This is a genomic window from Streptomyces sp. NPDC001410 (assembly GCF_042895235.1).
Taxonomy (GTDB): domain Bacteria; phylum Actinomycetota; class Actinomycetes; order Streptomycetales; family Streptomycetaceae; genus Streptomyces.
Map to the genome: position 1 here is coordinate 413,525 of NZ_JBIAWE010000007.1, position 12,911 is coordinate 426,435.

A 12,911-nucleotide genomic window follows, 5' to 3' on the forward strand; every position below is an offset into this window, starting at 1 on the left:
GTCTATCGAGGCTCGGGCGGTCGCTGGCGGGGCATGTTCGGGCGGGTGCCGTTCGCCGGTGGCAGCGGAAACCGTCCCACTGGGCTGCCCGAATCCACTCGCGCCCCGGACGCCACCGCCGCCTGGATGCCCAGCGGTGCCGAACCCGTGCGGAACTCCACCATCCAGTCGGCCGTCTCCGTGCGCACCAGCTCCATCACGTCCTCGGAGAACCGCCGCAGCACCCCCAGGCACCGCTCGGCCGCCTCGCCGGCCGTCCCCTCCGCCGGTCCCAGAACCTCCCGCACGCTCTCCGACGCCCAGTCGAACTGCAACGCCTGCAACCGCCGCTGCACAGCCTGCGCGGTCGCCACGTCCCTTATCCAGCCGGACGTGACCCCGAAGAACCGGTCGACCGCGACGCACGCCACCGCGAGCATCAGCGCCAGATACCCCCAGGGCGCCACCCCGCCGACCACCCCGGTCAGGTCCAGCAACGGCAGCGCGGCCCCGCACACCGCCCCCGCCGCCGCCCCGGCCCGCAGCGCCCGCGCCCCGCGCCGCTTCCACACCCGGTCCGCGAGATACCAGGACGCCGTCTGCAGTGCCCCCCGCTCCACCCACCGGTACAGCTCGTCGAGCCGCTCGGCGGGCTCCCCCCAGTCCCCGAGCGGGAACGACCGCCCGGTCAGATCGCCCGGCCGCAGCCCGGCCGCACCCTCGCCCCACCCGTCCTGAGGCGGACCCTCGGGCTGCATCTCCGGCTGAGCCACCCGGCACTCCCTACTGAACACGACACTGAACACGGCCCGTCACACTGCGTGACATTGCATGCCGACGCGCGCCACCCTTCCTACCGCCCAATGGGTGGCGGGGACGTAGCTTTCCCCTCTTTTCCGCCCGGAAGAGGGCCTTGATCAGGTATGCGCCTGCCGCTGCTATCACTCGAAAGAGTGGCGGGGCGATGGTCGCGTAGACCACGTAGGCTCGTGCACAACGGAGAATCGACAGAATCGACGCCGCAGGCGAAGACGAGGAACCAGGAGCTGATCGTGATCCCCGGTGGTGGCCAGCCCAACATGCAGCAGTTGCTCCAGCAGGCCCAGAAGATGCAGCAGGACCTGCAGCGGGCGCAGGAGGAACTGGCGAACACGGAGGTCGACGGGCAGGCGGGCGGCGGACTGGTACGGGCCACCGTCACCGGTTCCGGCGAGCTGCGCGGCCTGAAGATCGACCCGAAGGCGGTGGACCCGGAGGACACCGAGACCCTCGCCGACCTCATCGTCGCGGCCGTCCAGGCGGCCAACGAGAACGCGCAGACGCTCCAGCAGCAGAAGCTGGGCCCCCTGGCGCAGGGCCTGGGCGGCGGCAGCGGCATCCCCGGCCTGCCTTTCTAAGACGGGCCGTGGCCAACTACCGTACGTACTGAAAGACTCCAGGAAGGGCAGTCCGTTGTACGAAGGCGTGGTTCAGGACCTCATCGACGAGCTGGGGCGGCTGCCCGGCGTCGGTCCCAAGAGCGCGCAGCGGATCGCCTTCCACATCCTGCAGGCGGAGCCGACGGACGTCCGCCGGCTCGCCCAGGCCCTCCTCGAGGTGAAGGCGAAGGTCCGCTTCTGCGCGACCTGCGGCAACGTGGCACAGGAGGAGCTGTGCAACATCTGCCGCGATCCTCGCCGCGACGCCTCGGTCATCTGTGTCGTGGAGGAGCCCAAGGACGTCGTCGCCATCGAGCGCACCCGCGAGTTCCGCGGCCGTTACCACGTGCTCGGCGGCGCGATCAGCCCGATCGAGGGCGTCGGCCCCGACGACCTGCGTATACGAGAACTTCTTGCGCGGTTGGCCGACGGGACGGTCACGGAGTTGATCCTGGCCACGGACCCGAATCTGGAAGGCGAGGCCACGGCCACGTACCTCGCCCGCATGATCAAGCCCATGGGCCTCAAGGTCACCCGCCTGGCCAGCGGCCTCCCGGTGGGTGGCGACCTGGAATACGCGGACGAGGTCACCCTCGGCCGCGCCTTCGAGGGGAGACGACTCCTAGATGTCTGACGCCACGCTGCACGCGACCGGGCACAACCCGGACGACTTCGCGGTCCAGATCGCGGACCAGGTCGAGAGCTTCCTGGTGGCCGTCACGGAGGTGGCGAAGGGCGACGAACCCGACTCGGCCGTCCCCTTCCTGCTTCTGGAGGTCTCCCAGCTCCTCCTGGCCGGCGGCCGTCTCGGCGCGCACGAGGACATCGTCCCCGACGAGCGCTACGAGCCCGACCTCGGCCCCGAGGCGGACGTGGACGCGCTCCGCGAGAACCTGGCCCGGCTCCTCGACCCCATCGACGTCTACTCCGAGGTCTTCGACCCCTACGAGCCCCGGACGGCCCCCGTCCCGGCCCGTATCTCCGACGACCTCGCCGACGTCGTCACCGACCTCCGCCACGGCATGGCCCACTACCGCGCGGGCCGCACCACGGAGGCCCTGTGGTGGTGGCAGTTCTCCTATTTCTCCAACTGGGGCGGCACCGCCTCCGCCACCCTCCGCGCCCTCCAGTCCCTGGTGGCGCACGTCCGCCTCAATCAGCCCCTGGACGAACTGGACGGCCTCGACACCGACCAGGCCACCATGGGCGACGAGACCCTGGAGTTCGAGGCGGGCCGGGTCATGGCGGAGGAGATCGGCGGACCGCTGGGGATGCGCCCGGGGAAGTGATCCCGATCAGCGCCTCCGTGTCGACGTACGGCGCGGTCGGCGTCGGCTCGCTGTACCAGCGCAGCGGCCAGGTGTCGCCGTCCAGCGCCGGGATCCCGATGTAGGTCACGCTACGGTCCGCCCGTCGGCCGAAGTGCTGCACGCCGAGCGGCCAGTCGTAGCGGTGTGCGACCCCGGGCCGCAGCAGGAAGTACACCCACCGATTCCTGCCGCCGCCCTCGCACACGATCGGCCCTGCGTCCCCGTCGGCCCGCTCGATCAGCCACTCCGCCACGGTCTCGCCCCCGCGCCCCTCGATCCGCACGGCGTCGAAGTGGACGCCGGCCACGCGCAGTCGGTGCCCACGGGTGGGGACCCAGGCGGGCCGGTGAATTGCGTTCGTCATGGTCACACGGTGGCGTCCGCGCGGCTACCCTCGGTAGTGACCCAGGTGCTACACGCCGAGGTGTACCGGTCGGAGGTGCGAGCTGTGTCCCAGTCGCCGCCCATGTGGCGCTTCAGCGGCAACCAGATGAAACGCTGGTGCACCAAAGCCAACGTCTCGCGCGAGCAGTTGGCCGCCGCCTCCAACTGCTCCCCGGACACCATCAAGGCGATGGAGCAAGGGGTACGGATGCCGACGCCCCGAGTCCTCGACGCGGCCGACGACTTGTGCCGGGCGGACGGGATGCTGAGCGCGGCGAAGGAATACCTCAGCAGGGAGAAGTTCCCGCCCAGGGCGCAGGAGTTCATGGAGCGGGAGAAGGAGGCGATCACCATGTGGTGGTACGAGACCACCTTGGTGCCGGGCCTCCTGCAGACAGAGGAGTACGCGCGCAGGCTGATCGAGAACCGGTACCCGCCGCTGGACGACGAGACGATCGCGACACGGGTCGAGGGGCGCATGGAGCGGCAGGCGACCATGGCTTCACGTAAACCGCCGGTCGGCCTGTGTTTTGTCTTCTACGAGGCGGTCCTGCGCAGCCCGTTCGTGAACGCCGAGCAGTTGGACCGACTGCTCGTGGAATCACGCCAGCCGAACGTCCACATCCAGGTGCTTCCGTTCGAACGGGCCACGTTCCCCGCGGCGTTGATGGGCCCCATGGTGCTACTGGAGACCCGGGACCACGAGCGCTTCGCCTTCACGGAGGGACAGTTCGCGAGTGAACTCTCCGCCGACCCGGCGACCATCAGTAACGTGACCGAGCGGATGAGCATGATCCGCGCGCTGGCACTCAGCCCTGCTGAGTCCGCCGGTTTCATAGAGGAGATGGTGAAGCACCGATGAGCGAGCCGCAGCAGTGGTTCAAGTCCAGCTATAGCGATGATGAGGGCGGCGCCTGCGTCGAAGTAGCGTTCGCCACCGGCATCCACATCCGCGACTCCAAGAACCCCGCCGGCCCGGAGATCCACCTCCCCGCCCCCGCCTGGTCGGCCTTCGTCTCCGCACTTCAGCCGGGAGCTTGAGCCTCGGGCTTCGAGCCCTTCTCTGGGTCTTTGGGCTGGGTGAAAACCTCCCAACCAACCAGGCCTGTAGGTGAGTTAAGGCCGCCTACCTCGAATGAGTGACATTCCGTGATCGGCTTGCGTCGGAACGTAAAGCCGCTCTAGGTTCGCGGCAAATAGATCGGCCCCGGTCGGTGCTCCAACACCGGCTCCGGGGCCTGGACCTACGTATCGAGGGACCTCGACACCTACGCAACCGAGGAGCCTCGCTCGTGGCTTACGCCCAGCCTAGCCCCGCCCTGCCGTCCCCGTCTCACCCGATGGCCAAAACGGGTTACGGCAAACGCTCTACCGGTGACGAAGACCCGCACGCCGACGCGGACTTCGCACACCTGAGTGGGCGTGAACGCGACCTCGCCATCTTCATGGACCGCCTTGAGAACGGCCATGCGGCGGGTTACAAGGCGATCGCCGCGGTGCACCCGCTCTACGGCCAGCAAGCGGTGCGCGCTGCGCAGGGGCGTCTCAGCCGTGCCGGGCACCTGTATCGGATCCGGGAGCACATCACCCTTGAGGACAACTCGATGCGGTGGGTCACCCGGACGTACTGGTCGCGTACTCCCAGGTCGGTGGAGTGGTGGCAGGAATTCGCGCGGTCGCGCAACGGCAGGATCGTGACCGACCACCACCACGACGGACTGGCCCGCGTCGAGAAGGCCGAGCGGACGCCGCCGGAGGCCGATGCCGGCCAGGCGCCGGACGACGAGCCGCAGCCCACGGTGGCGTACCGGACCCTTGCGGAACTGCGCGAAACGGACCGCCGTATGCCGCTGTCCGAATCCGACTGCCGGTCTCTCGAATCCCTCGCCGCGGAGTGGCTGTCGCGGGGCTCGACCGCTGAGGACATCACCCGCGCGCTCACCGCCGGACTTCCGAACCCCGTGACCAACCCGGGCGGACTCGCCCGTGATCGACTGGAGAAAAGGATGCCGCCGAAGAAGGCCAAGGTGAGTCAGAAGAAGACCCGGCTCCGTGGGCGTGTCGATCGGGTGCTGCTCGCCTGCGTCACGTGCGACGCGGACGAGCGGACCGTGGAGATCGTCGGCGGCGTGTGCCAGGAGTGCCGGGTGGAGCTCGGTCTGGACACGCCCGGCGGGGAGCCGATCGCGCCAGTGCCGGAGACGTTTCTTGCCGGGCCGGTCCCCAGTGCCGAGGAGGTGCACCGCTGGGCAGCCCAGGTGCGGGCGGCGGGTGGGCTCCGCTCGTCCGGGGGCAAGGCGCTGTGGGAGGGCGTATGAGCGTGCAGGACGTGCCGGTCAGGGCACCATGGAGCCGAGGAGGCGACGCCATGACCCCCAGGACCGAGCACCGGCCGCAGATGTCCGTCGAGGAGTTCGAGGAGCTGGAACGCCACGCCCCGGAGAACGTACGGCTGGAGTTCATCAGGGGAAAGGTCCAGGTCAAGCCCGTGACCGATGGCAACCACGACCAGATCATCGCCTGGTTGCAGAGGCTGTGCATGCAGCATCGTCCCGAGCTGTGGCTGTATGGCGACCGTGGCATGAAGGTCGAGCGTTACCGCAACGGACGGGCTCGCCCGGACGGCGTTCTCGCGCCGTTTGGATTCCCTGTGGGGCATGCGGACTGGTCCGAGGCTGAAGGCGTCCTCATGGCCGTAGAGGTCACCTCGCACGACTCCGCCACGCACCAGCGCGATCGAGTGGAGAAACCCGAGGGCTACGCAGCCGCCGGTATCCCCGTCTACCTCCTCATCGACCGTGACGCCTGCTCTGTCATCGTGTTCAGCCAGCCCGAGGAGGGCCGCTACCGCCGAGAGGAAAAGCTGCCTTTCGGAGCGACTGTCAAGCTCCCCGACCCGGTGGACATCACCTTGGACACCGAGCCGCTGAAGGAGTACGTCGACTGATGCGCGGTGCCGAGGAGATCAACGCCGAGACATGGCACTCCTACGGGATCCATCACATCCGGCGCGGTACGCCCCTGCCCGACGTGGACCGGATTGCCTGGGGCCCCGGGGGAACCGGGCCGGGAGACGAGGCGCTCGGGGAGCTGACGGGGCGGCGTGTGCTGGACCTCGGCTGCGGGACGGCTCGGCATGCCGCACATCTCGTGCGCACCTACGGGGCGGTGCTGGACGCGGTCGACGCCTCGTCCAGCCAGGTCGAGCGAGCCCGCACCCGCTACCCGGATCTGCCCGGACTCCGGCTGGTCCACGCGGACGCCGTCGAGCACCTGCGCACGGCGGCGTCGTACGACGTCATCTACTCCCTCAGCGCGCTCCACTTCCTCGACCCCCACCGGCTGCTGCCCGCCCTGGCCCCGGCCCTCAAGCCGGCCGGCCGGCTGTGCTTCACCGTGCTGCACACCAACTCCCAAGGAGACGGCCCTGATTCGGCCGTCACTCCCCGCCCCGAGATCCTGCGGCTGGCCGGCGGCGGAGAGCTGACCGGCCAGATGTGGGTGCTCACCCCGGAACTCTGGGAAGACCTGCTCGTGCAGCATGGGCTGCGCGTGGAGGACGTCACCGTCCTCGACGCTCCGGAAGAGGGCAACCACGCTTCCTACCGGCTCTTCCAGGTCCGTCGGCCCGCCCGTGTCACCTCCCGCCCGCGTACCGTCAAGCCGCCCGTCGCACATGCGGCGGTCGGTGTCGGCGCCGTGCTGCTCGGACCCCGTGGTGTGCTGCTGGGCCGGCACCGGCGCGGGACGTTCGAGCTGCCCGGCGGGACCGTGGAGCCGGGCGAGTCACTGCAGGAGACGGTGGTTCGCGAACTCGCCGAGGAGACCGGTCTGCACGCCGACCCGGCGGACGTCCGCCTTCTGGGAACGCTCGTCGACCAGGTCGGCGGGGTCGTCCGGATCACCGTCGGCGCGATCGTCACCGCTTGGCGCGGCGAACCGGCCGACCAACCGAACGAGAGCGTCGGCGACTGGCGCTGGTGGCCCCTGGACGCGCTGCCGCCAGGCCTCTTCGAATGCAGCGCCCAGATCCTCACCGCCTGGCGCCCCGACCTCCCGATCGACCACCCTCCGGCCCACTTCACCGGCTTTGCTTGAAACTTAATTCACAGTGGCCACTGTGACCCGGGGCACGTTTCGCGTGGTGTGCCGTGTGCTGGGCAGGTTCCGGTCGCGAGCGTGTCGGCCTTCCGCCTCCCGACGTCTCACCATGCGGGAGCAGGATGGTGGATTTCGGACGCTCGTTAGACTGAGCCGACACAAACGAACCGAGCGAGGAGCGCACGTGGGCCTTGTCGTGCAGAAGTACGGAGGCTCCTCCGTAGCCGATGCCGAAGGCATCAAGCGCGTCGCCAAGCGGATCGTGGAAGCGAAGAAGAACGGCAACCAGGTGGTTGTCGTCGTTTCCGCGATGGGCGACACGACGGACGAGCTGATCGATCTCGCCGGGCAGGTTTCTCCGATGCCTGCCGGGCGCGAATTCGACATGCTGCTGACCGCCGGAGAGCGGATCTCCATGGCTCTGCTGGCGATGGCGATCAAAAACCTGGGCCACGAGGCCCAGTCGTTCACCGGCAGCCAGGCAGGCGTCATCACCGACTCGGTCCACAACAAAGCCCGGATCATCGACGTCACGCCCGGCCGTATCCGGGACTCCCTGAACAAGGGCAACATCGCGATCGTCGCCGGGTTCCAGGGCGTCAGCCAGGACAAGAAGGACATCACCACGCTGGGCCGCGGTGGGTCCGACACCACGGCCGTGGCGCTGGCCGCCGCGCTCGACGCCGAGGTCTGCGAGATCTACACCGACGTCGACGGCGTGTTCACCGCCGACCCGCGTGTGGTGAAGAAGGCGAAGAAGATCGACTGGATCTCCTTCGAGGACATGCTGGAGCTCGCCGCCTCCGGCTCCAAGGTGCTGCTCCACCGCTGTGTGGAGTACGCCCGCCGATACAACATCCCGATCCATGTCCGGTCCAGCTTCAGCGGGCTGCAGGGCACGTGGGTCAGCAGTGAGCCGATTGGGGACAAGAAGGTGGAGCAGGCCATCATCTCCGGTGTCGCGCACGACACCTCCGAGGCCAAGATCACGGTCGTCGGCGTGCCGGACAAGCCGGGTGAGGCTGCCGCGATCTTCCGGACCATCGCCGATGCCGAGATCAACATCGACATGGTCGTGCAGAACGTGTCGGCGGCCTCCACGGGCCTGACCGACATCTCCTTCACGCTGCCGAAGACCGAGGGCCGCAAGGCCATCGACGCGCTGGAGAAGAACCGCGCGGGCATCGGCTTCGACTCGCTGCGCTACGACGACCAGATCGGCAAGATCTCCCTCGTCGGCGCCGGTATGAAGACCAACCCGGGCGTCACGGCCTCCTTCTTCGAGGCGCTGAGCAACGCGGGCGTGAACATCGAGCTGATCTCGACGTCGGAGATCCGCATCTCGGTCGTCACCCGTGCCGACGACGTGCAGGAGGCCGTGTGCGCCGTGCACACCGCCTTCGGCCTCGACTCCGACACCGACGAGGCCGTCGTCTACGGAGGCACGGGCCGGTAATGGCGCCGACCGGGAAGCCGACGCTCGCGGTCGTGGGTGCGACCGGAGCCGTCGGCGCGGTCATGCTCCAGATCCTGTCCCAGCGCGCGGACGTCTGGGGCGAGATCCGTCTGATCGCCTCCCGGCGCTCGGCCGGCCGCAAGCTGGCCGTGCGCGGGGAGGAGGTCGAGGTGGTGGCCCTCACGGAGGACGCCTTCGACGGGGTCGACATCGCCATGTTCGACGTGCCCGACGAGGTCTCCGCCGAGTGGGCGCCGATCGCCGCCGCGCGCGGTGCGGTCGTCGTCGACAACTCGGGCGCCTTCCGGATGGACCCGGACGTGCCCCTCGTCGTCCCGGAGGTCAATCCGCACGCGGTGCGAAACAGGCCGCGCGGGATCGTCGCCAACCCCAACTGCACGACCCTGTCGATGATCGTCGCCCTGGGCGCGCTGCACGCCGAGTTCGGGCTGCGCGAGCTGGTGGTGTCGTCGTACCAGGCGGTGAGCGGGGCGGGCCGGGCCGGGGTCGAGACGCTGCGGGCCCAGCTGTCCCTGGTCGCCGGGACCGAGCTGGGGACCAAGCCCGGCGACGTACGGCGGGCCGTCGGGGACGACACCGGGCCCTTCCCGGAGCCGGTCGCGCTGAACGTCGTCCCGTGGGCCGGATCGCTCAGGGAGGACGGCTGGTCGTCGGAGGAGATGAAGGTGCGGGACGAGTCCCGCAAGATCCTCGGACTGCCGCAGCTGCCGGTCGCCGTGACCTGTGTCCGGGTGCCGGTGATCACCACGCACTCGCTCACCGTCCACGCCCGCTTCCAGGGCGAGGTGACCGTCGACGGCGCCCGCGAGATCCTCGCCACCGCGCCCGGTGTCGTGCTCTACGACGACCCCGCCGCCGGTGAGTTCCCCACCCCCGCCGACGTGGTGGGCACCGACCCGACCTGGGTCGGGCGGGTGCGCCGGGCCCTCGACGACCCGACCGCGCTCGAACTCTTCGTCTGCGGCGACAACCTGCGCAAGGGCGCCGCGCTCAACACCGCGCAGATCGCCGAGCTGGTCGCCGCGGAATTCCGGGGAGAGGCATCCACCCGCGGATAAGACGTTTGTAGGATCCAGTTAAGAAATGTGGCCGGGAGCATGGTCAAAAAAGCTTGAACCGCGCTCCCCGGCGACAGAGGATTCTCCTCCCCGCTCCTCGCAACCATGCGAAGGGCGGGGAGCGTCTTTGCGGTCACCTTTGCGGGGCGTGGGACGTGAGGATCCTGGCGTGGGGACGCCGTGATCGGGGCGTGGGGACGCCCGTTCAAATGGGATATAGGGGAAGAGCGGGACGCATGACGGCACTTGGGACACCATCGGTTGTCGGACATGTGACGCCCGGCACGTACAACCCTGGCGGGGGGAGACGTGTCCAACTGGCGTGGCAGAGGTACTCGAACTCAGTGCGGCCCGCGGCACCGCCGCGCTCCGGCCGCCCCGCGCGGCGCTCCGGCCGCGCATTCCCGGCGGCATGCCGGTGATCGCGCCCATGCCCGCAGCGCGGCCCGCCCGCATACCCAGTCAGCGTGACGGCTCCGACGACACGGCGGCCGCCACCGCCACCGCGGACACCGCGGTCGCCGGCACGACCGTCGACCACCTCACCGAGACCTACCGGGCGCACTACCGCTCCCTGCTGGGCCTCGCCGCGCTCCTCCTCGACGACACCGCCTCCTGCGAGGACGTCGTGCAGGAGGCCTTCATCCGCGTCCACTCGGCCCGCAAGCGCGTCCGCGACCCCGAGAAGACCCTGGCCTACCTGCGGCAGACGGTCGTCAACCTGTCCCGCTCCGCCCTGCGCCGGCGCATCCTCGGCCTGAAGCTCCTCTCCAAGCCGATGCCGGACATGGCGAGCGCGGAGGAGGGCGCCTACGACTCGCTGGAGCGGCGCGACCTCATCAAGGCGATGAAGGGCCTGCAGCGCCGCCAGCGCGAGGTCCTCGTCCTGCGCTACTTCGCGGACATGACGGAGGCCCAGGTCGCCGAGACGCTCGGCATCTCGCTGGGCTCGGTGAAGGCGTACGGCTCGCGGGGCATCGCCGCGCTGCGGGTAGCCATGGAGGCACCGGCATGAGCGAGCACGCCGAAGGGGGCGATTCCCATGAAGGCCCTTCCAGTGAAGGCCACTCCGAGGGACGCCATGAGCCCTACGCTCGGCACGAGCCGACGAAGCAGCACGAACAAGAGCACACGCAATCGCACGCTGGGAACGGAACTGTGAACCACGGCCCCGATGAAAAGGGCCCCGAGGGGCTAGGCCCGGGCCCGGACGGGCTCGGCTCGGACGAGCTGGACCTGCGCCGACTGCTGCACTCCGCGGTCGACGACCTGGAACCGCGCACCGGCACGCTGGACCATCTGCGCAAGGCGGTGCCCGCCCGACGGGCCCGCAAGCGCCAGGCCGCCGTCGGCATGGCGGCCGCCGCCCTGTTCGTGGGCACAGCGGTCCCCGCGCTGATCCACGTCTCGAACTCCGCCGGCACCGACCCCAACACCGCCATGGCCGGGCAGAGTTCCCAGGCCCAGGGCGGCGCCACCCAGGGCAAGGGCCCGGACGGCGGCTCCAGCAGCGTCGGCGGCTCCCCCGGCAAGACCCCCGGGCACGGCAAGGACGGCACCAAGGGCGGTGAGCCGAGCAAGACCGGCGGCAACGGCACCGGCTCGTCCACCGGCGCCAACCCGTCGGCCACCCTCGCCGCGGGCACCCCGGTGTGCACGGCGGCCCAGCTCGGCTCCGCCACCCAGACCGTCGACGCCCCCGACTCCGCGGGTGTCGTCTACGGCACCTTCCGCGTCACCAACATCTCCACCGCCGGCTGCACCGTCGGCGGCCCGGGCACGATCGGCGCCTCGGCGCAGGGGGCCGCGGATCCCGCCAAGGTCCTCAGCGCCCGGCATGTGGCCGGGGACGCGGCGGCCTCCCTGCCCGACCCCTCCCTGGAGGTCGCGGGTCTTGTCCTGCAGCCGGGTGCGGCCTACGAGGAGAAGTTCGCCTTCGTGCCCTCCGAGGCCTGCCCCGCCACCGGTGGCACCCCCACCACCGGCGGCTCGGACACCGGCGGTCCCTCGCCCGACCCGACGCCCTCCCAGGACGCCGGCGCCACCGGGAGCACGGACACCGGCACCACGTCCTCCGGCACCACCACCCAGCTCGTCACCGAGGACGGCGCGACGGCCGACGGCAGCGTCCTGGTCACCCACACCGCGCAGGTGGGCTCGCCCACCATCTCGGCGACCGTGCCGAACGCGTGCGCCGGGACGGTGTACTACACCGAGGTGCTCGCGGGGGCGTAGTCAGGAACCGCGTGGTCAGGAGCCGCGTGGTCCGAGGCCGTGGCCGGGGGCCGTGGTCAGACCGTGGCGGCCGGGGCGGAGGTGTCCTCCTGCCCTTCCTGCCCGTCCTGCTCCTCCTGTTCCTGCGGCACCAGGCCGAGCGCCGCGTCCCGCTGGAACTCCACCTCGCGGCGCAGCAGCCGGAACCACATGAAGACCACGAAGCCCGCGAAGACGAACCACTCCCCGGTGTAGCCGAGGTTCTGGAACGCCTTCAGGTCGAGACCGGTGCCGGCCGGCGCGGTCGCGGGCACGGCCTTCATCCCCGCGTCGGCCTTGTCGAGCGTGACCCAGGCGTCGTAGAGCTTGTCCGGCACCAGGTTCACCAGCGAGGCCGCGCTGATCGCCGCCGTCTGCCCGGCGGGCAGCCCGCCCTGGGCACCGACTCCGTTGTCCCCCGGGGTCTCGGAGGCCTGCAGCGCGCCGGTGACGCTGACCTCACCGGCCGGCGCGGCGGGGGCCTTCGCCGGATCCGCCTTGCCGGGCAGCCAGCCCCGTACCACGGGCAGCGCCCTGCCGGAGTCGGTGCGCAGCAGCGTCAGGACGTAGAAGCCCTGCTTGCCGTCCAGCTCCCGGCCCGGCACGAGCAGCTGCCTGCCGTACCGGCCGCTCGCGGTGGCCCGGCGTCCCGAGGTGCTCTTGTCGACGGGCAGCATCTCGGCCAGCGGACGGGCCGCCTCGTGTCTGCCGGAGGCGGCCTGCTCGGTCGCGGCGCGGTGGTCCTGCACCCGCCCCTCGAACCGGCTCAGCTGCCACGACCCCATGAAGACGCAGAACGGGATGGCGAGCAGCACGAAGACGTTGATGCCCCACCAGCGGGGTGTCAGCAGAAACCGGTACACGCCCTCAACGGTACGGCGCCGTTCCGGGTGCTCGGGCGGGGGGTTCGGCTCAGACGTGTGTGCGCAGT

Annotated in this window: 15 protein-coding genes; 12 read left to right on the plus strand and 3 right to left on the minus strand. The window is 70.2% G+C overall.

Translation table 11 applies throughout. The annotated features are described in order from the left end of the window. Positions 1-2: 2 nt before the first annotated feature. Entirely contained in the window at positions 3-752 is a 750-nt protein-coding gene (locus ACFY3C_RS18140) for an SLATT domain-containing protein (RefSeq protein ID WP_386573065.1), read from the minus strand. Positions 753-1,031: 279 nt separating this feature from the next. Between ACFY3C_RS18140 and ACFY3C_RS18145 the strand changes: the two genes are divergently transcribed. The 3 genes from ACFY3C_RS18145 to ACFY3C_RS18155 are packed head-to-tail and all read left to right on the plus strand — an operon-like array spanning position 1,032 to position 2,686. Continuing rightward, a complete protein-coding gene (locus ACFY3C_RS18145) occupies positions 1,032-1,376 on the plus strand; it encodes a YbaB/EbfC family nucleoid-associated protein (protein WP_145886284.1) in 345 nt (114 codons plus the stop codon). Between the two features lie 55 nt (positions 1,377-1,431). Next, on the plus strand, positions 1,432-2,031 hold the full coding sequence (gene recR, locus ACFY3C_RS18150; RefSeq protein ID WP_386573066.1) for a recombination mediator RecR: 600 nt from the start codon (positions 1,432-1,434) through the stop codon (positions 2,029-2,031). Continuing rightward, positions 2,024-2,686 (plus strand): DUF5063 domain-containing protein, encoded by a 663-nt coding sequence (locus tag ACFY3C_RS18155; RefSeq protein WP_390771424.1) that lies wholly within the window; start codon positions 2,024-2,026, stop codon positions 2,684-2,686. Before recR ends, ACFY3C_RS18155 begins: the two co-directional genes overlap by 8 nt. On the opposite strand, the gene ACFY3C_RS18160 is transcribed toward ACFY3C_RS18155, so the two are convergent. Next, positions 2,637-3,077, minus strand: coding sequence for a hypothetical protein (locus tag ACFY3C_RS18160; protein WP_390771425.1), 441 nt, complete (start codon positions 3,075-3,077; stop codon positions 2,637-2,639). The genes ACFY3C_RS18155 and ACFY3C_RS18160 overlap by 50 nt on opposite strands. A gap of 78 nt (positions 3,078-3,155) precedes the next feature. On the opposite strand from ACFY3C_RS18160, the gene ACFY3C_RS18165 reads away from it, so the two are divergent. The 9 genes from ACFY3C_RS18165 (at position 3,156) to ACFY3C_RS18205 (ending at position 11,962) form a co-directional block, all read left to right on the plus strand. Next, on the plus strand, positions 3,156-3,953 hold the full coding sequence (locus ACFY3C_RS18165; RefSeq protein WP_390771426.1) for a helix-turn-helix domain-containing protein: 798 nt from the start codon (positions 3,156-3,158) through the stop codon (positions 3,951-3,953). Next, complete coding sequence (locus ACFY3C_RS18170) at positions 3,950-4,132, plus strand: DUF397 domain-containing protein (protein WP_390771427.1); 183 nt, start codon at positions 3,950-3,952, stop codon at positions 4,130-4,132. The genes ACFY3C_RS18165 and ACFY3C_RS18170 overlap by 4 nt, the downstream gene beginning before the upstream one ends. Positions 4,133-4,431: 299 nt before the next feature. Then, positions 4,432-5,409, plus strand: coding sequence for a hypothetical protein (locus ACFY3C_RS18175; RefSeq protein WP_390771428.1), 978 nt, complete (start codon positions 4,432-4,434; stop codon positions 5,407-5,409). Between the two features lie 50 nt (positions 5,410-5,459). Continuing rightward, a complete protein-coding gene (locus tag ACFY3C_RS18180) occupies positions 5,460-6,038 on the plus strand; it encodes a Uma2 family endonuclease (protein ID WP_390771429.1) in 579 nt (192 codons plus the stop codon). After that, positions 6,038-7,189 (plus strand): NUDIX domain-containing protein, encoded by a 1,152-nt coding sequence (locus ACFY3C_RS18185; protein ID WP_390771430.1) that lies wholly within the window; start codon positions 6,038-6,040, stop codon positions 7,187-7,189. The genes ACFY3C_RS18180 and ACFY3C_RS18185 overlap by 1 nt, the downstream gene beginning before the upstream one ends. Positions 7,190-7,376: 187 nt before the next feature. Continuing rightward, positions 7,377-8,648, plus strand: coding sequence for an aspartate kinase (locus ACFY3C_RS18190; RefSeq protein WP_386573076.1), 1,272 nt, complete (start codon positions 7,377-7,379; stop codon positions 8,646-8,648). Continuing rightward, positions 8,648-9,727 carry an aspartate-semialdehyde dehydrogenase gene (locus tag ACFY3C_RS18195; protein WP_386573078.1) on the plus strand — a complete coding sequence of 360 codons (1,080 nt, stop codon included), beginning with the start codon at positions 8,648-8,650 and terminating at the stop codon, positions 9,725-9,727. Before ACFY3C_RS18190 ends, ACFY3C_RS18195 begins: the two co-directional genes overlap by 1 nt. Before the next feature lie 322 nt (positions 9,728-10,049). Then, entirely contained in the window at positions 10,050-10,742 is a 693-nt protein-coding gene (locus ACFY3C_RS18200) for a SigE family RNA polymerase sigma factor (protein ID WP_386573079.1), read from the plus strand. Between the two features lie 143 nt (positions 10,743-10,885). Next, positions 10,886-11,962, plus strand: a complete 1,077-nt coding sequence (locus ACFY3C_RS18205; protein ID WP_390771431.1) for a hypothetical protein — start codon at positions 10,886-10,888, stop codon at positions 11,960-11,962. Positions 11,963-12,018: 56 nt separating this feature from the next. On the opposite strand, the gene ACFY3C_RS18210 is transcribed toward ACFY3C_RS18205, so the two are convergent. Continuing rightward, positions 12,019-12,843: an SURF1 family protein gene (locus ACFY3C_RS18210; protein ID WP_386573082.1), complete on the minus strand. Its 825-nt coding sequence runs from the start codon at positions 12,841-12,843 to the stop codon at positions 12,019-12,021. Between the last annotated feature and the right edge of the window lie 68 nt (positions 12,844-12,911).

What these genes read in the sequence shown, in the direction of transcription:
- ACFY3C_RS18155 (WP_390771424.1), top strand. Translation starts at nt 2,024, where the DNA reads ATGTCTGACGCCACGCTGCACGCGACCGGGCACAACCCGGACGACTTC.
- ACFY3C_RS18170 (WP_390771427.1), top strand. Translation starts at nt 3,950, where the DNA reads ATGAGCGAGCCGCAGCAGTGGTTCAAGTCCAGCTATAGCGATGATGAG.
- ACFY3C_RS18175 (WP_390771428.1), top strand. Translation starts at nt 4,432, where the DNA reads ATGGCCAAAACGGGTTACGGCAAACGCTCTACCGGTGACGAAGACCCG.
- ACFY3C_RS18180 (WP_390771429.1), top strand. Translation starts at nt 5,460, where the DNA reads ATGACCCCCAGGACCGAGCACCGGCCGCAGATGTCCGTCGAGGAGTTC.
- ACFY3C_RS18185 (WP_390771430.1), top strand. Translation starts at nt 6,038, where the DNA reads ATGCGCGGTGCCGAGGAGATCAACGCCGAGACATGGCACTCCTACGGG.
- ACFY3C_RS18195 (WP_386573078.1), top strand. Translation starts at nt 8,648, where the DNA reads ATGGCGCCGACCGGGAAGCCGACGCTCGCGGTCGTGGGTGCGACCGGA.